This window comes from Candidatus Riesia pediculicola, assembly GCF_002073915.1.
Taxonomy (GTDB): Bacteria; Pseudomonadota; Gammaproteobacteria; order Enterobacterales; family Enterobacteriaceae; genus Riesia; species Riesia pediculicola.
The window spans coordinates 276933-303797 of record NZ_CP012841.1; the positions used below are offsets into that span (position 1 = coordinate 276933).

Here is a 26865-nt window from a genome sequence, read left to right on the forward strand (position 1 = left end):
TTTTAGCTTATATTTATTAATAAAGCATTTTTGAAAAATATGTTTAGAATCCATTTGGTTTTTAGATTTTTTTATGTTACAAAAAACATTTGACATTTTACAAGAAAAATTCCTCTCTCTTAAGAATAGGAAGGATGAATATTTTTATTTCAATTTGATAAGATAAATCGTTTTTTATCAGTCACTGACTCTTTCGTTTTTTATGAATAACATAATAAACAAAGAATTATTTATTTTTTTACGAGAAAATAAAAAATTTACTATAATTTTTCTAAATGGTTCATTCTGAATATTGGTTTAATACTTATTTCAATTTTTAGCAAGATATTGTTCTTTCAGATGATATATAATCAGCTATATCTCTACAGAGATTTTTGAGTCCAATTTTTTTTATAGCAGAGATGGAGTAATATTTTTTTTTCCATGAAATCTTTTGAACAATTTCATCTACCGTTTTCTTATAAAATTTTTCGTCGAGAAGATCAATTTTATTAAAGACAATCCACCTTTCTTTTTCAAATAAACTTTTTTTATATGAAATAATTTCTGAATCAATCGTTTTAATTCTCTCAATGGGAGATCTTGTATCTTCCTGAGAAATATCAACTACATGGAGTAAGATAGAACATCTTTCTAAATGTTTTAAGAATCTTATTCCTAAACCAATTCCTTTAGAAGCTCCATCAATTAGTCCAGGAATATCTGCTACTATAAAACTCCTTTTTTCTGTTCTTACAACTCCAAGATGAGGAAACAAAGTTGTAAAAGGATAATCTGCAACTTTTGGTTTTGCGGAAGAGATTTGACGAATTAAGCTAGATTTTCCTGAATTTGGCATTCCTAATAGACCAACATCAGCAATCATATTGAGTTCTAAAAATATTTTTTTTTTGTCTCCATATTTTCCTTCTGTAAATCGATCACTTCTTTTTGTCCTAAATCTATGATTTCCTAATCCAAAAGAGCCTCCTACTGCAACTTTTATAGACTGATTATGAAACTTTAAATCCATAATCATATTTTTTTTCTCATCAAATACTTTAGTTCCCACTGGTACTTTCTCAATCATATCTTTTCCTTTTTTTCCTTTTCTAAGATAGCTTCTTCCGTTTTTTCCATTTTCTGCTCGAATAGTTCGATGATAATGATAATATGTCAAATCATTCATATCTTTGTCCGATACCAAATATATATCTCCTCCCTTTCCACCGTCTCCTCCGTTAGGAACTTTTCTATTTAGAGTCCGTGTTTTATTTTTTTGAAAACTAACACAACCGGAACCTCCGTTTCCTGCTATTACAGATATCTCTATTTCATCAATAAATTTCATGTTTTTAAAATTTAATTATTCAAGAACAGATTTTTACAGTTTTTTTTGTAAAGTTTGAGAAATTACATTGATATATTTTTTTTGACTTTTTTTTCTTTTCAAGAAATTAACTTTTCCGTAAACCAATGCGAATAATGTATGATCTTTTGCACAGCCGACATTTTTACCAGCATGAAACTTTGTTCCTCGCTGTCTTATAATGATATTTCCTGGAAATACAATTTGACCTCCAAATTTTTTTACTCCTAATCTTTTCGATTTAGAGTCTCTTCCATTTCTAGTGGAACCGCTTGCTCTCTTATGCGCCATATCGATACCTTTCTTTTAAAAAGAAATTTTTTCTATCTTAATTAAAGTAAACTTTTGTCTATGACCTTGTTTTTTTTTGCTATGTTTTCTTCTTCTAAACTTGATAATTTTAATCTTCTTACCTTGAAGATGAGAGATTACCTTTACGATAACCTTTGCATGAGGTACAAATGGATCTCCTATTTTAATAATTTTTTTATCATAAATAGATAAAATTTGATTGAACTCAACCAAACTATTTATTTTATTCTTCAATCGATCTACTTTAAGGTAAGATCCTACTTTTACCAGGTACTGTTTGAAATTTTTTTGAAAAATTATATACATGAGAAGTTTAACCACCAATAATAATATGGTGAGATGTTCTAATTTAAAAGTAAAATAAGACAACTCTGATGTTAAAATTTAGAATGAAAAAAGAAAATTTATAAAATAAAGAACAAATATTTAATTGAATTATAATAATTTTTTGTATATTTTCCAGAAATTTTACTTTAACAAGAAAAGATAAGGAATGAACCTAAAATTTATCTTTAAATTAATCAAGAAGGAAATATCTTCTGTTAATAAAATAATTTTTGATCAACTTCGCTCAGATGTACAATTAGTTAATCGGTTCATAAAGTATTTTAATCAAAATTCTGGAAAAAAAATTCGACCGATAATTACTTTATTATTCAGCAAAATACTAGGTTATCGAGGAAAAAAAGACATAATTGCAGCTTCCTTAATTGAGTTTATTCATATTGCAACTCTTTTACATGATGATATCATCGATTCTTCCATAATACGTCGTGGGAGAAAAAAGTCTAGTATAGTTTTTGGAAATGAAATTAGTGTTTTAGTGGGAGATTTCGTATATGCAAAATCCTTAAAGATGATAGTTGGATTAAATTCGAAAAAAGTTTTAAATCTAATTAGTAAAACTGTACATATGATAATTGAAGGAGAAATATTACAACTCTCTAATCGTACTTTGGAAATCTCTCAAGAAACGTATATGAAAATAATATATCAAAAAACTTCCAGTCTTTTTGAAACAGCTGCTTATATTCTTACTTTTATATGTAATGTGGATTCAGATAAAAAGATAGCATTGAAAAATTACGGGAGGCATTTTGGAAATGCATTTCAGTTAATCAATGATATTAAGGATTATCAGAATTGTTCGAATAATTTCATAAGTAAAGGAAATGATTTAAATGATGGCAATTTCACATTACCTTTAATTCATGTTATGCAAAAAGTTTCTAAGAAAGAATCTATGGAAATAAAAAAAGTTATTCAGGAAGGCAAAGGAAGAAGCATATTAAGAAGAATTTCATTTTTGATGAAACGATATGGATCTTTGGAATATTCTAGAAAGATAGCTGAATCAGAAATTAAGATTGCAATTCAATCTTTAGATCATTTTAAATGTTCTTCTTACAAAACGGCATTAATAAAGTTAACTACATCAATAATTGACTAAAAGATATGTTTCATAAAGTAGATGTTTCATCTTCTTTTTGGATAAAATGTTTTTGAAATTTTCAAATTAGAATATAAAAGAAATACGCACTTAACTTAGTTGATTCTTTTAATAATCGTATCTTATAAAGAAATTTTAGGAGTTTTGTCTGAAAGTTTGGTGATGGTCGACTTTTTTGTTTTTTAAGAGTTATCAGTTCATCAAGATTTATTTCTTAATAATTTTCATTCTTTAATTTTTTTAAGATAGTAAATGACGTGAGATTTTTATTTTTTTAAGAATCGAAAAATTATCACTCTTTTAAATGATTTTTTAGGATGATGTTTCTAGAAAAAATTAAAAGATTTTTTGAAGATTTCTATAATTCTTACGAATTCTTCCGATCAATTGATTTAAAAAAAATAGAAGATACGTAACATGTTCGCTTCGTAACGTATTTTACAAGAACCTCCAAAAAATGAAAAGTAATTTGATTGAATTGATGATATAGAAAATATATCAAATGAAATCTACATAAAAAATACTTTACATTTACGAAAAATCTTTTCGATGAATACCTACCTCTGAAATTTTGCTGAAAAAAATTCATTCAGTTATATCTCTATAAAAAATCTTTCGTTTTCGGTTTTTACAGGAGATAGATTTTTTTGATTCATTATGAATGAAGAGAAAGTCCATACAATTTCGATACATCAAGTATTGACTATTGTATTTGAAAGATTTCTTATGTCATTTTGTGATGTTTTTGAAATTCAAATTTAAAGAGATATATTTAATAAAATTTTTAATTGAAAAACGAAAAGTGATAGGTTTCAACCCTTTTAACTCTATTTTTATTCAATTTGAGAAAAATTTTTTGATATAATGATTTCTTGAAGATAGTTAATTTATTATTTTGTTCAATAAGAATGTATCAAATTAACGATACGTGCATTTAAAAAAAATATTTGAGATGGTCAACAAGGAGATTCAATGAACAGCTTTTCAAATATTCCATCTGGAAAAAAATTACCGTATGATTTTTTTTCTATTATAGAAATTTCTTCAGGATCTAAGATAGTAAAATATGAAATTGATAAAAAGTTAGGAGCTTTTTTTGTGGACAGATTTATTCCCTCTTTAATGAGCTATCCTTGCAATTATGGGTATATTAATCAAACTATTGGAGAAGATGGAGATCCAATTGACGTATTAGTTTTAACCCCTCATCCAGTGCGTTCAGGATCAGTTATTAGATGTAGACCAATTGGAACTTTAAAGATGCGAGATGAGTCTGGAGTAGATACTAAAATTATCTCTGTTCCACATCGTTCTTTAACTACAAACTATGATAAAATAAAAGATGTGAGTGATCTTTCAGAACACATTCGAAAAAGAATAATCTATTTTTTTCAACATTATAAAGATTTAGAAGAAAAAAGGTGGACTTCTGTTGAAGGATTAGGAAATTTCTCATCCGCATGTGATGAAATTTCTAAAGCAGTTTCAAGAAGGGAGTGCAAAAGAAATTTTTGAAAATCTTAAAATCTACTTTTTATATTTTTATTGAAGTTTTCTGGAAAATGATTATAGGATTTTGTAAAAGTAAAGTTTAGAAGTGTTTTATATAATATTTTTCTCAGATCTTCGATTAGAAGGTTAATTTATTCTTCGCGAAGAACTTATGATCAAATTAATATTAAAAAGAAGTAAGGATAACTTTATAAAAAAATAATAAGAAGATTGTTTGCCTTTCATATAAGAGTTCGATCTTGCAGAACATCTTTTTGAAATGCTTGGTAAACCAATATATGTATCTTAAAGAAATCTTTAATAGATCGATAACTCTCTATGAATAAAATAATAAATTTGTAACCTTTATGAATCATAAGATAAGAATGGAAATTTTAAATCGTTTTAGAAGAAGGGATACGTATTCTTCAAATACTGATCTTTGTGTAAATTCTAATTTTGAATTGTTAATTTCTACAGTCTTATCTACTAGATCAAGAAACAGTTTGGTTAATTTAGTAACCGAAGACTTGTATAGAACTGCTAATAATGCAAATAAAATGATTTTTTTAGGATCTAAAAAAATTAAAAAAATCATAGAAAAAATAGGATTATCTAGAGTAAAATCGAAAAATATATTGAATATCTGTCAAATTTTAATTCAAAAATACAAAGGAAACGTTCCAAACACCAGAAAATCTTTAGAATGTCTTCCGGGAGTTGGAAGAAAAGTTTCTAACGTAGTATTAAACATTGGTTTCGGTTATTCAACAATTGCAGTTGATACTCATGTTTTTAGAGTATGTAATAGAACTGGTTTTGCAATTTCTAATAGCTACCTTAAGTTAGAAAAGTATTTGCTGAGTATTGTTCCTATAAGATTTAGAAGAAGATTTCATTACTTATTTTTTTTACATGGGAAAGTTATTTGTACTTATAAAAATCCTTCTTGCTTGTGTTGTTTTATTTCAGACTTGTGTGAATATAAAAATAAAAATATGACAATAAATAGTTAGTTCTTTCCATTTATTTTCTCTTTCATTATTTTTTAAAAGAAGATAATTTTATGTACTTTACAAAAATTTTAGTAAACTAATTTGAATTTTGGATGAGTAAAAATTGACTATATATTTTGCCAAGTTCGATAAATACGAAAGGTTAAGTTCTTATTTACAGAAAGGAGATGATAGTTGGTTCTTGAATATTGAAAAAATGATTCTTTGGTAGTACATACATTGAAGAGATAAATCATTTTAAGAATAAGGAAACTGTTTTTTACCGAAATTTTTCCAAAATGATTTTTTTATTGTATACTTGTTCTCTGATTGAGAAATTTGTTGATCTGTATTTTTAATATCAAATAAAAGTCCATTCAGAACAGTTTTCTTTCTAGGAAAAATTAATATTTTCGAAAAAATTATTTTTTTTGGAAGAATCGAATTCAATATCTTAAAAAGTTTTCATTGTCTCTCTATTATTTAATAAATAGTTTTTCAATGAACGTTTTTAATTACAATCTCGATCTAATAAAAATTATGCGTTTAAAACTTGTTTCGAAAACTAAATTACCTACAAAATTTGGAGAATTTACTCTAGTTGGATTTGAAGAGGTTGTGAATAGAAACAATCATATAGCGCTTATATACGGAAGAATTTCAGAAGAACAACCTACCTTATCTAGAATTCATTCCGAATGTTTAACCGGAGATGTTTTTCTGAGTTTAAGATGTGATTGTGGTGTTCAATTAAAATCTTCTCTAAAAAAAATTGTTAAAGAAGGGAGAGGTGTTCTTTTGTATCATCGACAAGAAGGAAGAAACATTGGACTTTTAAATAAGATTCGCGCATATTCTCTTCAAGATGTTGGATTTGATACAGTGGAAGCAAATTTGAAATTAGGTTTCAAATCAGACGAACGAGATTTTCGGATTTGTGCAGATATGTATCGTTTATTATCTATTAAAAAGATTAGATTAATTACAAATAATCCTGAAAAAGTTAAGATGATGCAGTATTTTGGAATAGAGGTAACTGAAAGAGTTCCAATAGTAGTGGGAAAAAACTCGAAAAATTATCGTTATTTACGAACTAAAGTGAAGAAATTAGGTCATCTTCTATGATTGATTGAGAAAGTTAAATAAATAAATTAGGCTTTTAGCCAAATCTATTTAGAAGACTCAACATTATTTTTCACATTAAATGATCAAATAAAGGTTGATATTTCATTTTTTTAAGTATTTTTTGAAATTTTTGATTTAATCTTTTTTTTCTATTCGAGAATTAATTTCTTTGCTTCCTGAAAAAAATTAAAGAAACACGGAAATAATTTTCATAAATTTTTTAAATATTCCTTGGTTTATAATATATTTAATTTTGATTACCTCTTTCTCTTTTATATTTTTTAAAATGTATCCATCACTCGTTCCTATTTCATCTATCAATCCATTTTCTTTCGCCTGAATACCATACCAATATTCTCCATTAGAGACTAGATCAATATTTAAATTTGGTCTGTTTTTTTGAACAAATGCTTTGAAGAGTAGATGTGTATTATTAAGATCTTGAATAAATTTTTTTCTTCCAGATTCTGTATTCTCTCCTAAAAGAGTTAGAGTTCTCTTATATTCTCCAGCAGTATGCAGTTCTACGTCAATATCTTGTTTTTTTAAAAATCGATGAAAATTAGGTATTTGTCCGACTACCCCGATAGAACCAACAATCGAAAGGGGTGCAGCTATTATATGATTTGCTGTACAAGCCATCATATATCCTCCACTTGCAGCCACTCTATCGATAGATACAGTTAGCTTGATTTTTTTTTCTTTTAATCTCATTAGTTGAGCTGCAGCTAATCCATATCCATTTACTGTTCCTCCTGAACTCTCTAAAATTAATAGTACTTCATCATTTTTGTCAGCAACAGAAAGAATTGCTGTAATTTCTTCTCTCAAAGAGTTCACTTCTTCTGCATCCAAGGAGCCCTTAAAATGTATTAAGAATAAGCAAGACTTTCTTCTTTTTTCTTTTTTGGAAATCTTTCTATTGATTTTTTCTTTTTTTCTCTCATACTTTATCCAACTTTTATATTCTTCCGAACTCATTTTAGTTCGCATCATATCTTTCTTTATCGAAAGATATTTTTTAGTTAAATTTACAAATTTGTAATTGTCCTTTCTGTTTTTCTTTTTATTTCCGATAGATAAAATGATTGGAATTAATAGAACTATTCCGACAAAAACTGTAATAATTTTTGATAAAAATAATCCATAAGATAGAAAAAATTCCATATTGTACCTCTTTCGTATCATTATTTGATGATTGACATTTTAAATAAAAAATTTTTATAATCGGTATTTTAAGTTGAAAAATTTAGAATGACATACAAGATTATCGAAAATGTTAAAGAAAAAAAATATTTTAATTACTGGAGCTAGTGACGGAATAGGGAAAGAGGTTTCGAAAACTTATTTTCAAAATGGGGCTAATTTAGCATTGATTGGAAAAGATCAAAAAAAAATGCATACCATTTCCAAATCCTTAAACCGAATCAATAGAAGTTCTCAAATCGTAAAAATCTATATTTTCGATCTTTCTGAAAAGAAAGAGTCAGAATATCGTCGAATTACTCAAGAAATTAAAAAAGAATTTCCTATTTTAGACGGTTTGTTGCATAATGCTGGAGTACTCGGAAGAATCTCTCCGGTCATTAATCAATCAATTAAATCATGGTATGAAGTATTACAAATTAATTTAAATTCTAGTTTCATTATAACAAAATTTTTACTTCCATGCTTGATGAACTCTAAAAATAGTTCTTTGTTGTTCACCACTTCCAATGTTAGTAGGAAAGGAAAAAAAAATTGGTCCCCATATTCTGTATCAAAATTTGCGATTGAAGGACTGATGAAAACGTTATCTCAAGAGTATGAAGGAAGCACTCTAAGAGTAAATTGCATTAATCCAGGAGCAGTAAGAACGAAGATGAGATTTCAGGCATATCCTTCAGAAAACCAGAAAAATATAAGATCTCCAAAAGAGATTATGTCAACATATCTTTATCTCATGAGTGATGAGAGTGTCGGATTTTCCGGACATATTTTTAATTTTGATGGAAAAATAATAAGAAATATTTAAGTTAATTTTTAAATTTTTCATTTCTAATCTTTTAAAAGAATATCTTTGTTTATCCTTAACAGATTATTCATGTTTGATTTTTTTTCAGAATTGGTTGAGATTCGACTTATTTCTCTATGATCCATGCTATTTCAAAAAAATATAAGAAGAATTGAGAAAAAAGATTATAGTTTTGATAACTATTTTTATTGAATCAGTTTAATTTGTAAAGTACGTTTCCATGGCCGAAAGAGAATATTTCTGCTTATTTAAAAGCTTTAAAAGAATCAAAAAATCTTTTTTTTAATAAACTTTTTTGAATTATCTATCAGAGTTAAATTATAAAATAGTAGTTTCTTTTAAGGAAAGATTAAATTATGGGATTGACTTATTGTTCTTTTCCTTAATAGTAAACCTAAATACTTTAAATCATAGATTCCGAACGTTTCAGTTGATTTAAAAAAAGAATCTTACTTAAGTGAACCTTTGTATAAATCCAAAAAAATAAAAAAGAGATATCGAAATGTCAATCAGAACATCTTCAATTTTTGAAGATAGCTCAAATTTTTTAAGAAATCAATTTAATGATATTTTATTATTATCATTTTTTTCAGCGATAGTTAGTGTGATTTTATATCATTTCATCGTTTCTGCAGAAGAAATTGATAGGATTGTAAATCTCGCCAAAGAGAAAAATGATATACATTCTATGATATTTTGGATTCAAAATTTATCTAGAAGAGATAAACTCCTTATTTTTAAAGCTTCTTTATTATCTTTGATTACGATTGTGTTAGGCTTCACTACTTTAAATTCCTCCCTCATTATTTATTTAAATGAATTTAATAAAAGAAGGTTTATCAATTCAGTTCAAGCTATCTACCTCTCTTTGAAAACAATTCCGAAGATGTTGATTTTATTGATTCTTCATATTTTAACTGTTTATTTTGGTTTGTTGTTTTTCATAATACCTGGAGTTGTAGTGTCAATTGGATTTTCTTTCTCTCCGATTATTTTAATTGTCAAGGAAGGTATAATTCCTTCTAAAGCAATCTTAGAAAGTTGGAATATTTCTTTTCGACATTTTTGGAAAATAGTTTTTATTTTACTGATATGGACTCTTTTTCAAGTATTTTTATCTATTTTTTCTGAAAAAGTACTTTCTTTTTTTAATACTTTTCTAAAAAGTCTTATTCATTTTACAATAAATAATTTGTTTACATCATTTGTTTTAATTTATTTTTTTCGTTTGTATACATTAATATACAAGAACAATCTCAAGTAAATGAGAGATAGAACATGATTTAAACATTAAATCTACCAGATTAAGAATAGATAAAAGTTTTAATGAAATCTTACCGAGCTATATTCTTAAAATCGTATGAAATATTCTTAGAAAAAGTCATTTTTTTAAAGATTGGTTCTGACTTAATTTTTATTCAAATAAGTAATAGTATCAAAAATTACAAAAATGATCGATTCTTCAGAAATAATAAATTAAATTAAAAAATATCTTATTGGGTATCAGAATCTCAAAGAATAGAGAAAATATTGAAAAAGAAACTTTTAAAGCTATCTAATATGTCATATATCAAAAAATTGAGATGTTTTCTTAAAAAGAAATTTCAAAAAGTTCTATTTATCTATTTTCAGTCCAAATTGAATCAAAAAAAAAAGTACATATCAAGCAAAATACGATCGGATAAAACTCTTTAAAGATCATCGAGCTTCTTTACGATCTGTCATACAAGATATTGAAAGATCCGTTAAAAATGTCAATATGGTTTTTTACATATGGATGCCAGGAGGATTGGTAGACGAAGTTTCTAGAGCTTTGATCAAAGCCTCTAAAAGAGGTGTTAATTGTAATCTCATAATTGATTACATAGGTAGTAGACCATTCTTTAAAAGTTTTCAATTAAAAGAAATGAAAGAAGCTGGAATTCATCTAATCAAATCGTTAAAAGTGAGTTTAATATACCATCTAATTTTTTTTTATAGATTGGACTCTCGTCAGCATAAAAAGATGATAATAATAGACGACAACATCTCTTATATTGGAAGTATGAATATGATAGACCCTGACTTTCATAAAGATAATTATAAAAAAAATTACTATCCTCTTTTGGATGTTCTAGTCAAGATCAAAGGAAAAGAAGTATCGAATATCTTGAATCACATTTATTCATTCGATTGGTATATAGAAACAGGAAAAAAGTTAAGATCCGATCTGAAAAACAAAGTTGATCAACCAAAAATAGAAATTTTAACTTCTGGAATTTTTTTTCCAAAAGATCTTATCAAAAAGTTTTTATTGAATTTTTTCAAATCTGCAAGAAGAAAAATTTTGATTACCACTCCATATTTTGTATTAAGTCAAGACATCATTAAACTGATCTGTAAGATCTCTCTTAACGGAATAAATGTTTTAATCATCTTACCGAAAAAAAACGATTCTTTTTTCGTACATTGGGCTAGCAGAAATTTATATACGATACTTTTGAAATCTGGAGTGAAGATTTACCATCTTGATCATGGTTTTTTACATTCTAAAACTATAACAATTGATGAAAATATTAGTTTAGTTGGATCAATCAACTTAGATATAAGAAGCATTTCAGTAAATCTTGAAATAATAGCTATAGTTAATGATCGAAGTTTTCAAAATCAATTAATCAGAATACAAAAACAATACATTTCATGTTGTCGAGAAACTAATATTCATCAATGGAAACAACGTCCTTTTTGGAATAAGATTATTGAAAAGTTTTGTTACCTTTTTAGAATTCTTCTTTAATGAACTTCTGAAAAATTGAAAAAAATTTTTTTTGAAAAAAATTTATTAAAGTCTTTTTCTTGTAATGATAAAAATCATATTTTTCATATATCTTTTTTAGAAAGATCTTGACATTTGATCACACTTTTCGTATTTATACTAGACAAAACTCTGATTGTTTCATGTTTAATAGATTTCAACATATTTAAGAAAAGTATAAAAGATTCTCTTTTGTATTCTGTTTTTGGATCTTTTTGAATATATCCTCTCAAATGGATTCCTTGTCTTAGATAGTCCATAATTGATAAATGATTTCTCCAAAAATTATCTATAACTCGTATCATTACATTCTTTTCAAAATTTCGAACAAAGGAATTTCCAATCTTCTCCTCGTTTTTTTTATACAAATCTTCAATTCTTTTTATTATTTTAATTTTGACTTCATTTTTCTTCATTCCAGAAAAATGATGCATCCATTCCTTCTTCGATAAATTGAGGCCAAGTTTTCTTTTTAACTTGCTTAGAAATGCATTTGTTTTGACTTCATCTTCCATTTTATCTCTATATGAAAAATATTTATCAATCAGATGACAAACTATTTCTTCTCTCATATTAGAAATGATCTTCTTAATATCTTTTGATATAAGTAGTCGATTTCTCTGCAAATAGATTGCACATCTCTGATCGTTTATTACATCATCATATTCCAATAGTTGTTTGCGAACTTCAAAGTTTCTTCCTTCTACTTTTTTTTGAGCGTTTTCTATTGCCTTTGTTATCCAAGGATGTTCTATCGCTTTTCCAAAATCCACTTTTAATTTTTTCATAACATTCATGATTTTTTTCGAAACAAAAATTCTCATTAAAGAATCTTCCATGGATAAATAAAATCTAGAAGATCCCGGATCTCCTTGTCTTCCAGATCTTCCTCTCAACTGATTGTCGATTCTACGTGACTCGTGTCTTTCGGTTCCTATAATATGCAAGCCTCCCATAGCTTTAACTTGATTATTTTGTTTTTTCCATCTAACTTTAATTAGATCAAATTTTTTAAGTTGTAAACTTTTGAATTTCTCAATCTCTAACTTCCAGTTTCCTCCAAGAACAATATCCGTTCCCCTTCCCGCCATATTAGTTGCAATAGTTACTGATCCTATTTTTCCTGCATTAGCTATGATCTCTGCTTCCAAATCGTGAAATTTTGCGTTTAATATCTGATGTGGAATATTAGAACGATGTAAAATTTTTGAAATTTTTTCTGATTTTTCGATAGAAATCGTTCCTACCAGAACCGGTTGTCCTTTGTAAAAGCACCTACGAATTTCATCGATAATTGCTAAAATTTTTTCTTTTTCAGTGATGTATATTAAATCTGAAAGATCATTCCGAATCATCGGTTGATTAGTTGGTATCACAATCGTATCTAGTTGATAGATGGTTTTAAATTCGTGAGCTTCTGTATCTGCGGTTCCTGTCATACCAGCTAATTTTTCGTATAATCGAAAATAATTTTGAAAAGTGATCGAAGCTAGAGTTTGACTTTCGTCTTGTATTCTAACTCCTTCTTTTGCTTCAATGGCTTGATGCAATCCATCAGACCAATTTCTTCCTTCCATCATCCTTCCCGTATGTTCATCTATAATAATAACTTTTCCATTTTTAACGATATAATCCACATCTTTTCGAAATAACGTATGTGCTCTTAAAGCAGATATAACACGATGTAGAAATATTATATTCTTTGTAGAATATAATGATTCTCCAAAACATATGAGCTTGATTTTGATCAATAACGTTTCAAGTAATTTTAATCCTCTTTCTGTCAAAGTGATTTGTTTATATTTTTCATCTATTGAGAAATGACCGTTTCCTAGATAATTTTCTGAATCTTCTCGATCTTGTTTCTTAAAGAAAGGAATTAATGTATTAATTTTCCGATACAGATCTACATTGGTTTCAGACTCTCCGGATATTATCAGAGGAGTTCTTGCTTCATCGATTAGAATTGAGTCTACTTCATCTATCAGAGCGTAGTGCAGATTCCTTTGAACTTGCTCTTTTTTATCAAAAACCATGTTATCTTTTAAATAATCAAATCCATATTCGTTATTTGTTGCATATGTAATGTCTTTCGAATAAGCCTCTTTCTTTTTATCAAAAGACATACCAGATAAATTTAATCCAACACTAATTTTTAAGAACTCAAAAAGTGGCCTATTGTTTTCTGCATCTCTTTTAGCTAAATATTCATTGACAGTAACGATATGAACTCCTTTGCAAGATAGAGCATTTAAGTAGGCAGGTAGAGTAGAAGTTAAAGTCTTTCCTTCTCCAGTTTTCATTTCTGCAACACATCTTTCATTCAACACCAATCCTCCTAGTAACTGTACATCAAAATGTCTGATATTCAAAACTCTCTTACTTGCTTCTCTTACTGTAGCAAAAGCTTCCGGTATAAGATCATTTAATTTTTCTCCATTGGACAATCTGATCTTAAATTCGTCAGTTTTCCTTGAAAGCTCAGAATCTGAAAGATCTTCGAAACGATCTTCTAGATTGTTAATCATATCTACATACTTCTTAAATCTTCTTAGAACTCTTTCATTTCTACTTCCAAAAATTTTAGTCAGTAATTTGGTCAACATAAGTTTCTCTTAATCAATGTATAATTAAATTAAGACAGATATTTTGTCAATTTAACAATAGAGATCAATAAAATTTACGTAATTGAGTGATTAACATATTAATTCCAAACTTTAGGATTTATTGTATTTGAGATAAACTAAGTTATCGTACGATAAAAAAGATCGACTCTTTCAATCAAGTTCTCTATAAAATTTTATCTCAGTTGAATAGAGTCGAATAATTTATATAAGATATTTAAAAAAAGATCAATTGACGTGTGCAACAATCATCCGAAAACTTTTTCCTTTTTATTACAAGAAAATCAATTTAAAGAAAGTAAGTTAAAAATGATTCATGAAAAAGCAAAATTATTGATTCACCTAAATGAAATTGTTCTAAATGTTCTTCCAAAAGAACTGAGAAGCAAATGTCGAGTGGCTAATTATCGAGATTTTATTTTAGTTCTTGAAGTAATTAATGCAAGTAGAAAAATTAGATTACGCTTTGAACTTCCGTTTCTTCTGAAAATTTTGAAAAATTCGATATTACCGTCTTTGTCTTCCATTCATGTCATTATCAATCCGACTATTTTCCATTCCGAGAATATATATAGCAATACATACTATTCCCTGTCAAAACGAGCGGAAAGAACTCATATTTTAAATGATACAGATAAGGATTCTGAAATTTTAATTAAAGACAAAAACAATCTAGAAATTCGATTGATGAAATTAAATTCTCTTATCAATGGAAAAACGAAATGAATAGTTGAAATGAAATCAATATAAACTTTGTTCCTGAAACAAAAGCAGAAAATTCTTATTCTGATAACTTCTTCTTTTTTTTTAATTTTCTAATAGAATATAAAAAAGGGTGGTATTATATGTTTTTTAACTAAAAAAGTCAAAAATAAATCAATTTCACCCTGAATTTATACATCAAAAAACTAACGATAGAACGCGCCCTACAGGACTCGAACCTGTGATCTACGACTTAGAAGGTCGTTGCTCTATCCATCTGAGCTAAGGGCGCCTAAATCTTTATTATTTATTTCATTGTAAATTGAGCCATCTTCTAAAATTTCATTTTAGAATAATATTTGGATTTAATACAATATGCAAGCAAAAATTATCGATGGAGAGAAGATCTCCAAAATTATCAAAAAAGAAATCTATAATAAAGTGAAAAGCAGAATAAGTTTAGGAAAGAGAGCTCCTGGTTTAGCATCTATATTAGTTGGTGATGATCCAGCTTCTAAAATTTACGTTCAAGAAAAATATAGACTTTGTAGATCCATCGGATTTTTTTTTAAACTCTATGATTTTCCAAACGATACAGATGAGATTACTTTGCTAAAATTGATAGATCATCTTAATAAAGATGAAAAAATTGATGGGATATTTATTTCTTTACCACTTCCAAAAAAAATTAATCCAATTAGAATTTCGGAAAAAATACGACCAGATAAAGATATAGATGGACTGCATCCATATAATATTGGACTTCTATGTCAGAGAACACCTAAACTAAAACCATGTACTTCACAAGGAGTTATTACTCTCTTGAAGCGTTATAGAATTAAATTAATCGGTTTAAATTCTGTAGTAGTCGGTGCTTCTAATCATGTTGGAAGACCTATGATCTTAGAGTTGCTTTCGAAAGGTTGTACAACAACGATAGTACATCGTTTTACTACTGATTTAGTTTATCATATCAAGCATGCCGATCTATTAGTAGTTGCTATCGGAAAACCCAATTTTGTTCCTGGATCTTGGATTAAACCAGGAGCCATCGTAATAGACGTTGGAATCAATTATATGAAAGAAGGAGAAGTTGTAGGAGATGTCTGTTATAAAGAAGCGATTAAAATAGCTGGATGGATTACTCCAGTACCTGGAGGAGTCGGTCCTATGACAACGATGATGTTGATGAAAAATACACTACATGCTTGTGAAGTTCATTATTGATTAGTATTTTGAAGTTCATCAAAAATTTCATTTTATTCTCCAGTAAGTTTTGTTGATACGATCTTCCAATATAATACCAATTTGGTATAGATCTTTTCTGATACGATCCGCTTCTTCCCAATTTTTATTTTTTCTAGCTTTTTCTCTGATTTGAATGATATTTTCTATTTCCTGATTTTTAATTTCTTTTAGGGTAATTCGATTTATCTTAAAAAATTGATGTACTGATTGATTCAATAATCCTAAAACATTTGCCATTTTTTTTAATATTTTAGCTAATCGATTTGCTATGTTTATATTTATTTTTTTTTGTAAATTTATTTCTTTGGATATCTTAAATAATATTGAGTAAGCTTTAGGAGTATTGAAATCGTCATTCATAGCTTCTATAAAAGCTTTTTCAAATTTTTCTAAATATCTATCATTCTTTTGAATCGGATGCTCCGGATTCGTTCCTATGAGAGAAAAATAGAGTTTCTCTAAAGATCTTTTCGATTGATTGATCTTGTTAATAGAATAATTGAGATGGTGACGATAATGGGAAGATAGAAAGAAATAACGAATAACCTCTGAATTATATGCAGAACAAATATCTCGAATTTTGAAAAAGTTTCCATCGGATTTGGACATTTTTTTTTCTTGGATCTTCAACATTCCAGTATGTATCCAATAATTTGCAAAATTATCTCCATATGCTACGATCGATTGAATTCTTTCATTTTCATGATGTGGAAAAATTAAGTCTGATCCTCCTCCGTGAATGTCGAAATTTTTTCCAAGTATCTTCGTACTCATTGCGGCGCATTCTGTATGCCATCCTGGTCTACCTTTCCCCCATGGTGAATTCCAAAATGGTTCTCCCTCTTTTGCGGATTTCCATAAAATAAAATCTGAAAGACACTTTTTAGATTGAAGATTTTTGATGTTTCTTCCGAATTTTCTTTCGAGATTAAGTATCTCATTTCTCTTAGAGAGATTTCCATATTCTGGATTTTCTTTTGTGTTAAACAAGATATCTCCGGAGAGAGATCGATAAGTTTTTCCATTTTTTTCAAGAATCTTTATTAAATCGATCGTTGATTGGACGTATGATGTAGAGTTTGGTTCAATATTTGGTTGAGAGATTTTTAAATTCCTGAAATCTTTTCTCATCTCTTCAGTCATTTTTTGAGCTAAAAATTCATAATCAGTTTTTTTTTGGATCGCTTTTTGAATAATTTTATCATCTATATCTGTAATATTTCGGACATGATTGACTTTGTATCCCATGAATCTTAGATATTTTGTTATCATGTCAAAAATAGTGAATGTTCTTCCATGACCGATGTGGCACAAGTCATAAGCAGTTATACCACATACGTACATGCTCACTTTTCCTTTAACGATCGGTATGAATTTTTCCTTTTTTCGATGAATGGTATTATAAATTTTTAACATTTTGATTGAACAAAAATTAGATCAAAATAGAGGTTGTTCGAATAAAATCTCAATTTTTTTATGGATATTTTTTTAAAAATTCAAGTGTCGTTTTGACAGATCTAAGTATAATCTTAAACAGTCAATAAAATCTATCAGAATTTCTTAAGATTTTACATATATTCAATGTGTTTTTTATTAATTATGAAATATAAAATTTAAATAATTCTTTTCTTACGATTTTTTATATAAAGATTTCAGTAATTTTCGTCTTGACGGTTTTCGATCAACTTTATAAAAAAAGACAGAAAGTGAAAAGTTATAAAGATGGTTAAATCTTCTTATAAGAATTTATTCAGATTTAATTTTCATAATGAAATTTCGATTATCAAGATATTCTTTTTCGTTGAATTTACGATCAGAATTTTTTTTAGAAAACACTTTTTAAAATCTAAATAAAATTTTTTAAAAAAGATCGGATTAAAAATTTTTAAGACTCTTATTTTGATTAGATCTCTCAAGTTTTCAATTTTTTGGATAGGATTCTTAACTTATTTATTCGATAAAACTGATACAATTTTATGAATTCAGATATCTTTTTCTCTCAAAGAAAAGAGTACTCTTATCTTGAAACAAAAATTTTTTTTAAAAATTACAATCTGCTCGCAGTATTTTTAAAAAATTGTATAAACTTTTTCTTTAATACCAATGAATATTTTATTTGATTTACTTTTTGAATTTGACATAATCTAAAAAAAATACTTGAAAAAATTTTTTTATAGTAAAAAATCCATATGTTTTTGAAAAAAAATTTTTTGAAGATTTTTGAAGAACAAAAAATAGTTTTCAAGTGTTTTCGAATAAATTATGATTATGAAAAACATTCATCGATATACGGATTATAGATAGTTTTTTCAATTTTTAAAAAGTTATGAGAAAAGTCGAGTATGCAATTAAAAGAAACTATCATAAATTATTCTTCTCCATCTTTAATGGCTACAATTACCGGGGGACTTTGTTTGTCATATCTTTTTGGAATGATTGCTCAAAAAGTAAAGATATCTCCATTAGTTGGATATATAGCAGCTGGATTTTTGATTGGTCCTTTCACTCCAGGTTTCGTAGGAAATTCTGTACTTGCTGGTGAACTTGCTGAAATTGGAATCATATTAATTATGTTTGGAGTAGGATTGCATTTTTCATTAAATGATCTTATTTCAGTAAGATCTGTAGCTTTTCCTGGCGCAATCGTGCAAATTTTTTTTACATCCTCATTAGGATTTATGATGGCCAAATATATGGGATGTAAAACGTTTTCTGGAGTTTTGTTTGGTTTGTGTTTTTCCACATCTAGCACACTAGTATTATTAAGAACTCTAGAAGAAAAAAAAGCGATTTATAATAAAATTGGGAAAATTGCCGTTGGTTGGTTAGTTGTAGAAGATCTAACTATGATATTAACTCTAATGATACTTCCAGTTCTTTCTAGTTTGTTAAATGACAGTAACTTCATAGAAAAAAGTTTTTTTTCAATTTTTATAAGAACTATGTTCACGATAACAAAAATATCTTTTTTTATCGTTCTAATCTTAATCTTTGGAAAAAAGTTAATTCCGTACCTCCTATTAAAAACAGAAGAAACTAATTCTAGAGAGCTTTTTACACTATCAATTTTAGTTTTTTCCATTGGAATTGCTTATGCTTCAGTGATCTTGTTCAATGTTTCATTTTCAACAGGTGCTTTTTTTGCAGGAATAACTTTAAATAAATCCAAATTGAGTCAAAAAGCTGCTCAGGATATTCTTCCACTAAAAGATGCGTTTACAGTTCTTTTTTTTGTTTCTGTTGGAATGTTACTTGATCCTATTGTTCTTTTAACGTATCCATTGCATATCTTGACAACTCTACTAATTATAGTTTTTGGAAAGATGTTTCTTATCTCAATTTTAATACGATCTTTTGGATATAGCTATAAAGTTTCTTTTGGAGTATCAATTAATCTAGCACAAATGGGAGAGTTTTCTTTTATCCTTTCTAAAATTGCGACTAATCTGCATTTATTTAGTCAAGAAATTCAAAATCTTGTGTTATCCGGAGCAGTGATTTCTATTGTTATCAATTCCTTTTTGGTTAAAATAATTGATTTTGACTTCTGTGAAGAATAATAAGAAATCTATACCTCTAAAAAAATAATATTCAAGACAAAATATAATAGAATAAATTGAGCAATCAATAAAAAATTGTTTTTGAAATCTGATGAATTCTATTAGTTCTTAAAATTTTTAGAACTATTATCTATCATAAATTGATCTAAAATATTAATGATCTCTTTTTGAACATCCTTAATTTTTTTGTTTGCGTCCACTTTGAAACATGATATCTTCGAATTCTTCTTTTCTTTATAGAATTGTATAATAGGTTCTGTAAATCGTTGATATATTTCGATTCTTTTATAAATGATTTTTAAAGAATCATCCTTTCTGATCACTAATTTCTCTCCAGTAATATCATCGATTCCTTTTTTCTTGGGAGGACAAAATTTTATATGATATGTTCTGTTAGAAGGAAAATGAATTAAACGTCCAGAGATTCGATCTAATATATTTGTCAAATTGATCGAAAGTTCAATTAGTACATAACGAGCATCTATTAATTTTGTCATTTCTTGAGCTTGTCGTATATTTCTTGGAAATCCGTCTAGTAGGAATCCATTTGAGTAATTGATTTCGGAAATCTTTTTTCTCATAAGATCAATAACAATTTCGTCAGGGATCAGTTGACCTTGATCAATTCGTCTAGAAATTTCTTTTTTCGAAAACTGATCTAAAGGTGTTTGATTCCTTAAGAGATTTCCTACGGAAATTTTCTGAATATTGTACTTTTTGGAGATAAACTCACAATGAGTTCCTTTGCCAGAACCAGGAGAACCAATAAGAATGATTCCTATCATCGAAATACCTTGTGTTTAAGATTGATCTTAACTTACTAACGTTATTCAATTTTTATCTTCATAACTTCTTCGAAAAAGATTCGTTAACTAATAACTCATTGATATCGATAACGAATTGGTTAATATCTTTTAAAGTTCCTTGTTCCATCAATAAAGCTTGATCAAAAATTATTTTTATCCATCTAGATAAAACTTTGTCGTCTGTAATATCTAAAATTCTTCTTATGATTGGATGCGACTGATTGATCAATAGATCGTATTTAATTTTAGGAACAGATTGGCCGACCGACGAGAAAATTTTAGCCATTTGACTACTGATCTCATGTTGATCAGTTTTTAGAACACAAGGATATTTTTCCAATGTATGAGTCACACGAACATCTTTTATTTTTTCTCCTAAAATTCGTTTTATTTTCTTAAGAAGAACTTCGAATTCTTTTTCATTAGAAAGAAAAATATTTTTTTCTTTTTGATCGACTAAACTATTTAAAGAAGAATCGTTTTTACTGATTGATTGAAATTCTTTTCCTTCAAATTCAAAAAGATAATTTATCATCCATTCATCTATTCTTTCATATAATAACAATACCTCAATATTTTGATTTCTAAAAAAATCTAAGTGTGGGCTTTTTTTTGCAGAGATATAATTATCCGCTGTGATGTAGTAAATTTTTTTTTGTCCCTTTTTAGCTCTTTCACAATATTCTTTCAAAGAAATTTTTTGTCTTTCATCTTCAGAGAAAGTGGAAGAAAACCTTAACAAACCAATAATAGAAGATCTATTGGATAGGTCTTCAGCAGGTCCTTCTTTTAATACTGTTCCAAATTCATTCCAAATAGTTTGATATTTTTCAGGATGATTCTGAGATAATCTTTCTAAACTACTCAAAATTCTTTTAGACAATTGTTTTTTCAACTTTTGAATGTTTTCATTATTCTGTAGAATTTCTCTAGAAATGTTGAGAGATAAGCATTCTGAATCGATTAATCCTCTTACAAAACGTAAGTAATTCGGAATCATATGTTTGGAAATTTCTTTTATGAACACTCTTTTTACATAAAGATGAAACTCTCCTCTTTTTTCTCGATTCCAAATATCTGTTGGAGATTTGGAAGGTATAAACATTAGACTGATATATTCTTGTTTTCCTTCAACTTTATTGTGTATCCAAGTGATCGGATCATTCTGATCTTTAAAAAAATTTTTATAAAATTCCTTATACTCGTTTTCTTTAATTTTCTTCTTTTCTCTTCTCCATAAAGCTGTTGCAAGATTAATTTGCTTCCAATACGGTCGATCATTTGTTCGATCGATTTTCTTCATTTTAATTGGTATATCGATATGATTGGAATATCGATTGATAATATTAGACAATTTTGAAGAATCTAATAAATCTTCTTGATCTTCTCTCAATTTTAGAAGAACTTCTGTTCCGCGTTCTATCTTTTCTATTTTTTGAACTGAATATTTTCCAGCTCCTTCAGATTCCCACAAAATCCCTTCTTCATGTTTTAATCCAGCTGCTCTGCTTTTTACAATTACTTTCTTGGAAACGATAAAAGAAGAATAAAATCCAACTCCAAATTGACCTATTAGTTGATCTATATCTTTTCGACTCTTACTATTTGATGATTTTAAAAATTCTTTGGTTCCAGACTTTGCGATAGTTCCTAAGTTATTTATGACTTCTTCTTTGCTCATTCCTATTCCGTTATCAATAATAGATATTGTTTTATTATTTTTATCTATGGAAATTTTGATTTCAAAATTGTATTCTTCTTCATACAAAGAAGGGTCAGAAATAGCGGAAAATTTAAGTTTATTAATTGCGTCGGATGCATTTGAAATAAGTTCTCTAAGAAATATATCTCTATTAGAGTACAAGGAATGAACCATTAAACTCAGAAGTTGTTTAACTTCAGATTGAAATTGTAGCGTTTCTTCCTTCTTTTCAGTCTTCATTATGTTTCCTCGAAATATCTTATTTGAATTATTTCATACTCAAAATTCATTCAGTTCCGGATCACTTCAATCTCTTTTTCTCGTTTTTTATTCTTGAATAATAAATTCAAAATTTTCTGTGAGAGGAAATGTTATACATTTCGTTAAAGAAATATGATTTTTTTAAAAAACTTTGATGTTCAAAAAAATTTTTTTTAAAAAATAAATCGTAGTTAAAGTTCCTAGAGATCCAATTATTTTTAATTTTTCTTTGACAGCTTTAAAAATATTGGATTTGTTTTAATCAAAACCTCTATCTAGAAATGGAATGTTATCAATTTCTCAATTTTCAAAAGATTTTTTATCGAATCAAACCAATTCTCATTTTTTGAAATACACTTTCAATTTTCTAAATAAAATGTTTGCGTAAAAAATTAGAAAAGTTTTGTTTTGATAGCAAATATAATTGAATCAATCTTATCCTTTTTTTTGCAAGTTATGAAAACAGTCTTTAGACTCATTTGAAATGAGATTTTGTTTAAATTCATTTTTGATAAATGATATCATAATTTTTCGTTATACTCTGTTTCAATATTATTGTGTTGTAAAAGAATGTTATATTTCTTTTATAACAGATTTTTTGATGATATCGAAATTATGAAGTAAATTCTAAATCATTTGAACTAGAAGGGATAAATTTCGTTATGGCTTTACATAGTGCGATCTCTACACCAATTCTTTTAGTTGGAGAGAAAGGAAGATCTTTTTTTCCAATCAATATGTTTTGATAATAGATATATAAATCGTCCAGAGATACAATTAGACTTAGAATATTTTTAACATTTTCTTCAAATTTCAAAAGTTTTTTTCGATCGTTATATTCATCATGAAATTGAGTAAGGCTCGCAACGATTATTTTATGAATAAAACTTAATAAACCCATCAATAAACCCTCCCAATTATCGCTTCTTTTCGAAAATTGTTCTATTAGAAACATCATTTTTTTAAAATTATTTTTCACGATAGATCTCATAATTTGAAAAGGATAATCTTCGTTCGGTATTCCAACGATATCAGAAATAAGATCCGTAGATATCTTTCCTTTTCCTATCGAAATAACTTGTTCAGAGATATTTAAAGCATCTCGTAAACTTCCTCCCGAAAGTTTTGCAATCAACTTTCTCGATGACATATCGTGATCCACTTTTTCATAAGAAAAAACTTCTTCTAATCTTTTAGAGATTTCTTTTTCACTAAGAGCATCTAACTTAAAATGCAAACATCTGGAAACAATAGTAGAAGGTAGCTTTTCTGGGTTAGTCGTTGCTAGCAAAAATTTTATATGTCGAGGAGGTTCTTCTAATTTTTTTAGTAAAGCGTTAAAGCTATATCGAGATAGCATGTGTACTTCATCTATTAAGAATATTTTAAATTTTCCTTTTGTAGGAAGATATTGCAGATTATCCAATATTTCCTTCATGTGTTCTATTTTAGATTGAGAAGCAGCATCTATTTCCACCAAATCAACGAATGATCCATGATTAATTTCAATACAATTTTCACATTTATTACATGGTTGATCAGTGACTCCTAACTTACAACTCATTCCTTTAGAAAAAATTCTGGCTATTGTCGTTTTTCCCGTTCCGTGAGAACCTGAAAAGAGATATGAATGATGTAATTTCCCTTTAGATAAACAATTAGATATCGATTTAACGACATGTTGTTGCCCTGAAATCTCTTTGAAAGAGATTGGTCTCCATTTTCTAGCTAACGCAAAATTTTGCATAAATCCTTTTTAAAATAAGTTAGTTAGTGAACGTTCATAATAAATCGGTCAATGAACGGATAAAATATATTTTTTGATAAAATTGAAATGAATTCCATTCCTAAATTGTTCTTCTGGTCGATTTCTCTTAAAGAACTATTTTTTGGTTTTTAGTGATAGAAATTTTGCTTTAAGTTTGAATTTTAATTAAAGAATTTCCTTGAACTTTAAATGTACTTCTTTGAATTTTGAAAAATAGATAAATTACATTCATATAATCTTATTATTTAGAAGTTTCTAAAATATATTTCGTGTTTTAAATTCTATTTAAAAATTTAATTTTCTAAAAAGAATTTAATTTGTTTTAAATAAAATTGAAAAAAATTTCTTTCTTACTACTTATCAACAAGTCATTGTTCAAAATATTTCTTGTATCAATTCCATTTTCGAGAGATCGGATAAATTCTCCTCCTAGTAGATAGAATCGTCCATAATATTTGTCTATAAAGATTCTTTTTTAAATAAAGATAAAATGGAAAATATGACCGATTAATTGCAGTAATCTAAAAGATTTTTTTCAACAAGTTCACTTGGTTTTCCTCAGTGCATATTGAAATATTTTTGGATGCTTCTTTCCAGATCTGACCAGTTAAATATATCTAATATCACCGATTATGAACCAAGTGAAACAAAGATTTCCCCTATCTTACATAAAATCAAGGAGATAAGAAACATTTTCTTTTTCGAAGATTATTCTTTTTTTTAAAAAAATTTTTATACGATCTCAATTACGTTTACTTAGAAATGTTCTTTTCATAGAAATTTTTTTAAAAATAAAGAATTTCAGTTCTTACATTTTTGATATAGTTTGAATTCCAAGTAAATTGAGTCCAATTTTTATGGTTATTTTAGTTAAATAAACTAATTTTAGTCTATTTTTTTTTCGAGTTTTGTCTTGAACATTTATGATAGAACAATTTTCATAGAATTTTGAAAATTCATTGGAAAGTCGATATAAATAGTTACATAAAATATTTGGCAATCCTTTTTGAGAAGTTTCTTGTAATATTTCAACAAATCTTAGTAAATGCATAGATATTATCTTTTCATATGAATTAGTGGCAATAAAGGTTTCATCTTTTATTTCATTGAGATTCATTTTTGACTTTTTGATTAAAGAATTTGCTCTGGAATAAGTATATTGAATATATGAAGCGGTATTTCCAATAAAAGAAAATATTGTGCTCCAATTAAATATGTAATCTGTTTTTCTATTTTTCGATAGATCAGAGTATTTAACAGATCCAATTCCTATCTTTCTCGCTATCTTTAGAATATTTCTTTTCCTAGAATTTTTTAATCCTTTTTCTGAAATAAATTGTTTTGCTTTGATAATAGACTTTTCTAAAATCTCAAATAATTTAACATTTTTTCCAGACCTCGTTCGAAATGGTTTTTTATCTTTTCCTAAAATCATTCCGATTTGATGATGTTCTAACTTCACGTTTTCTTCAACATATCCAGCTTTTTTAGCAATGATCCAAGATTGCTGAAGATGTCTTTTTTGTCTGGAATCTACATAATATAAAATTCGATCTGCTTTTAATTTTTGACATCTATATTTTAAACAAGCAATTTCTGTCGTAGTATATAAGTATCCTCCATCACTTTTTTGAATCATCACAGCCGATGGTTTACCATATTTATTCTTAAATTCTTCTAGATAAACAACTACAGCTCCTTTATCTACTACTGCTATTTTTCTATGTTTTAAGTCTTCAACTATTTCTTCGAGCATGCTTTTGTAAAAACTTTCAGCTACTATATCTTTTTTTTTGAGAGATACTCCGAGTAATTTATATATTCTTTGATTCTCTGATATGGTGATGTGAACGAGGTTTTTCCATAACTCAAGCAATTCCGAATTACCAGATTGTAATTTTTGAATATACCTTCTGGAGATTTTGGAAAATTCTTTATCCTGATCGAAAATCTTTCTGGATTCTTGATAAAATTCCTCAAGTTTTTCCAATGTAATATTTTGTGTTGAATTTTTTCGTAATATTTCTTTTAGATATGCAATTAACATTCCAAAATGAGTTCCCCAATCTCCAATATGATTTACCTTGATTATTTTTTTTCCTAAAAACTTTGAAATTCTTACTATTGAGTCCCCTATAATTGTGGAACGTAAATGACCAACGTGCATATTTTTTGCTATGTTTGGAGAAGAATAATCGATTATCGTGACCATATTTTTTTCTGTATTTTCTGATCGAATCGTACTCAAATATTTTTCTGAAAGCATACAGTCTATCTGTTGATTAATCCATTTTTCTTCAAGAAATACGTTAATAAAGTTCGGTTCTATAATTTCTATTTTTTTGAAATATTCTTGCTTTGACAATTCAAGAAGTAGTTTTTTTCCGAATTCTTTCAAAGAAATACGATTTGATCGTAACATGTTAGATAATCCATCTACTTGATAATTTCCAAATTTATTTGAATGATTAGAAAATCGAACCTGAATATCCTTTCCATTGGAAAGACTATGAAAATTGATTGTATTTTGAATTTTTTCTTGAATTTCCCTTTTTATGTTCACTTGTTAACCTAAGTTAATATAATTATAATTTTTCTTTTGAGGAAACGATAAATTGGTATTGAAATTTTCTTTAGGAAAGAATCTATTTTTGATTTCCTCATT

Annotated in this window: 20 protein-coding genes and 1 tRNA gene; 10 read left to right on the top strand and 11 right to left on the bottom strand. The window is 27.2% G+C overall.

Going from position 1 to position 26865, the window contains the following annotated elements; genetic code table 11:
• Positions 1-316: 316 nt before the first annotated feature.
• From cgtA to rplU, 3 genes are read right to left on the bottom strand one after another with little or no spacing between them, the layout of a single operon-like run.
• Positions 317-1330 carry an Obg family GTPase CgtA gene (gene cgtA / locus AOE55_RS01280; RefSeq protein WP_013087801.1) on the bottom strand — a complete coding sequence of 338 codons (1014 nt, stop codon included), beginning with the start codon at positions 1328-1330 and terminating at the stop codon, positions 317-319.
• 33 nt (positions 1331-1363) lie between these two features.
• A complete protein-coding gene (rpmA, locus tag AOE55_RS01285; protein WP_013087750.1) occupies positions 1364-1639 on the bottom strand; it encodes a 50S ribosomal protein L27 in 276 nt (91 codons plus the stop codon).
• Positions 1640-1654: 15 nt separating this feature from the next.
• Complete coding sequence (rplU, locus tag AOE55_RS01290; RefSeq protein ID WP_013087783.1) at positions 1655-1966, bottom strand: 50S ribosomal protein L21; 312 nt, start codon at positions 1964-1966, stop codon at positions 1655-1657.
• Positions 1967-2153: 187 nt separating this feature from the next.
• On the opposite strand from rplU, the gene AOE55_RS01295 reads away from it, so the two are divergent.
• The 4 genes from AOE55_RS01295 (at position 2154) to ribA (ending at position 6721) form a co-directional block, all read left to right on the top strand.
• Complete coding sequence (locus AOE55_RS01295; protein ID WP_013087717.1) at positions 2154-3110, top strand: polyprenyl synthetase family protein; 957 nt, start codon at positions 2154-2156, stop codon at positions 3108-3110.
• Between the two features lie 972 nt (positions 3111-4082).
• Positions 4083-4625 (top strand): inorganic diphosphatase, encoded by a 543-nt coding sequence (ppa, locus tag AOE55_RS01300; RefSeq protein ID WP_013087534.1) that lies wholly within the window; start codon positions 4083-4085, stop codon positions 4623-4625.
• Positions 4626-4969: 344 nt separating this feature from the next.
• Positions 4970-5617: an endonuclease III domain-containing protein gene (locus AOE55_RS01305; RefSeq protein ID WP_013087493.1), complete on the top strand. Its 648-nt coding sequence runs from the start codon at positions 4970-4972 to the stop codon at positions 5615-5617.
• A 519-nt stretch (positions 5618-6136) separates the two neighbouring features.
• Complete coding sequence (gene ribA, locus AOE55_RS01315; RefSeq protein ID WP_013087602.1) at positions 6137-6721, top strand: GTP cyclohydrolase II; 585 nt, start codon at positions 6137-6139, stop codon at positions 6719-6721.
• 186 nt (positions 6722-6907) lie between these two features.
• Here ribA and sohB read toward each other — a convergent pair whose 3' ends face one another.
• The gene (gene sohB, locus AOE55_RS01320; protein WP_013087659.1) at positions 6908-7888 is read right to left on the bottom strand and encodes a protease SohB; all 981 of its coding nucleotides are present in this window, start codon (positions 7886-7888) and stop codon (positions 6908-6910) included.
• A 109-nt stretch (positions 7889-7997) separates the two neighbouring features.
• Here sohB and AOE55_RS01325 point away from each other — a divergent pair, with 109 nt between their 5' ends.
• The 3 genes from AOE55_RS01325 to cls all read left to right on the top strand — a co-directional run bounded on the left by AOE55_RS01325 (position 7998) and on the right by cls (position 11511).
• Entirely contained in the window at positions 7998-8735 is a 738-nt protein-coding gene (locus AOE55_RS01325; protein WP_080611703.1) for a YciK family oxidoreductase, read from the top strand.
• Between the two features lie 502 nt (positions 8736-9237).
• A complete protein-coding gene (locus AOE55_RS01330; RefSeq protein WP_080611706.1) occupies positions 9238-9999 on the top strand; it encodes a YciC family protein in 762 nt (253 codons plus the stop codon).
• 378 nt (positions 10000-10377) lie between these two features.
• Complete coding sequence (gene cls / locus AOE55_RS01335; protein WP_080611709.1) at positions 10378-11511, top strand: cardiolipin synthase; 1134 nt, start codon at positions 10378-10380, stop codon at positions 11509-11511.
• An 83-nt stretch (positions 11512-11594) separates the two neighbouring features.
• On the opposite strand, the gene secA is transcribed toward cls, so the two are convergent.
• Entirely contained in the window at positions 11595-14135 is a 2541-nt protein-coding gene (gene secA / locus AOE55_RS01340; RefSeq protein WP_013087556.1) for a preprotein translocase subunit SecA, read from the bottom strand.
• 255 nt (positions 14136-14390) lie between these two features.
• On the opposite strand from secA, the gene AOE55_RS01345 reads away from it, so the two are divergent.
• A complete protein-coding gene (locus AOE55_RS01345; RefSeq protein WP_013087426.1) occupies positions 14391-14879 on the top strand; it encodes a DUF721 domain-containing protein in 489 nt (162 codons plus the stop codon).
• A 194-nt stretch (positions 14880-15073) separates the two neighbouring features.
• Here the strand turns inward: AOE55_RS01345 and AOE55_RS01350 are convergent.
• Positions 15074-15147: transfer RNA gene (locus AOE55_RS01350), tRNA-Arg, on the bottom strand.
• A gap of 83 nt (positions 15148-15230) precedes the next feature.
• Between AOE55_RS01350 and folD the strand changes: the two genes are divergently transcribed.
• Positions 15231-16082 (top strand): bifunctional methylenetetrahydrofolate dehydrogenase/methenyltetrahydrofolate cyclohydrolase FolD, encoded by an 852-nt coding sequence (gene folD, locus AOE55_RS01355; protein ID WP_080611712.1) that lies wholly within the window; start codon positions 15231-15233, stop codon positions 16080-16082.
• 27 nt (positions 16083-16109) lie between these two features.
• Here folD and cysS read toward each other — a convergent pair whose 3' ends face one another.
• Positions 16110-17519 (bottom strand): cysteine--tRNA ligase, encoded by a 1410-nt coding sequence (cysS, locus tag AOE55_RS01360; protein WP_013087844.1) that lies wholly within the window; start codon positions 17517-17519, stop codon positions 16110-16112.
• Between the two features lie 926 nt (positions 17520-18445).
• Between cysS and AOE55_RS01370 the strand changes: the two genes are divergently transcribed.
• Positions 18446-19663, top strand: a complete 1218-nt coding sequence (locus AOE55_RS01370) for a cation:proton antiporter domain-containing protein (RefSeq protein WP_013087499.1) — start codon at positions 18446-18448, stop codon at positions 19661-19663.
• A gap of 101 nt (positions 19664-19764) precedes the next feature.
• On the opposite strand, the gene AOE55_RS01375 is transcribed toward AOE55_RS01370, so the two are convergent.
• The 4 genes from AOE55_RS01375 to argS form a co-directional block, all read right to left on the bottom strand.
• Positions 19765-20448 (bottom strand): adenylate kinase family protein, encoded by a 684-nt coding sequence (locus AOE55_RS01375; RefSeq protein ID WP_013087550.1) that lies wholly within the window; start codon positions 20446-20448, stop codon positions 19765-19767.
• Positions 20449-20506: 58 nt separating this feature from the next.
• A complete protein-coding gene (gene htpG / locus AOE55_RS01380; protein ID WP_080611715.1) occupies positions 20507-22411 on the bottom strand; it encodes a molecular chaperone HtpG in 1905 nt (634 codons plus the stop codon).
• Positions 22412-23045: 634 nt separating this feature from the next.
• Complete coding sequence (gene dnaX / locus AOE55_RS01385) at positions 23046-24179, bottom strand: DNA polymerase III subunit gamma/tau (RefSeq protein WP_013087585.1); 1134 nt, start codon at positions 24177-24179, stop codon at positions 23046-23048.
• Between the two features lie 829 nt (positions 24180-25008).
• Positions 25009-26763 (bottom strand): arginine--tRNA ligase, encoded by a 1755-nt coding sequence (gene argS / locus AOE55_RS01390; RefSeq protein ID WP_013087769.1) that lies wholly within the window; start codon positions 26761-26763, stop codon positions 25009-25011.
• Positions 26764-26865 lie beyond the last annotated feature (102 nt).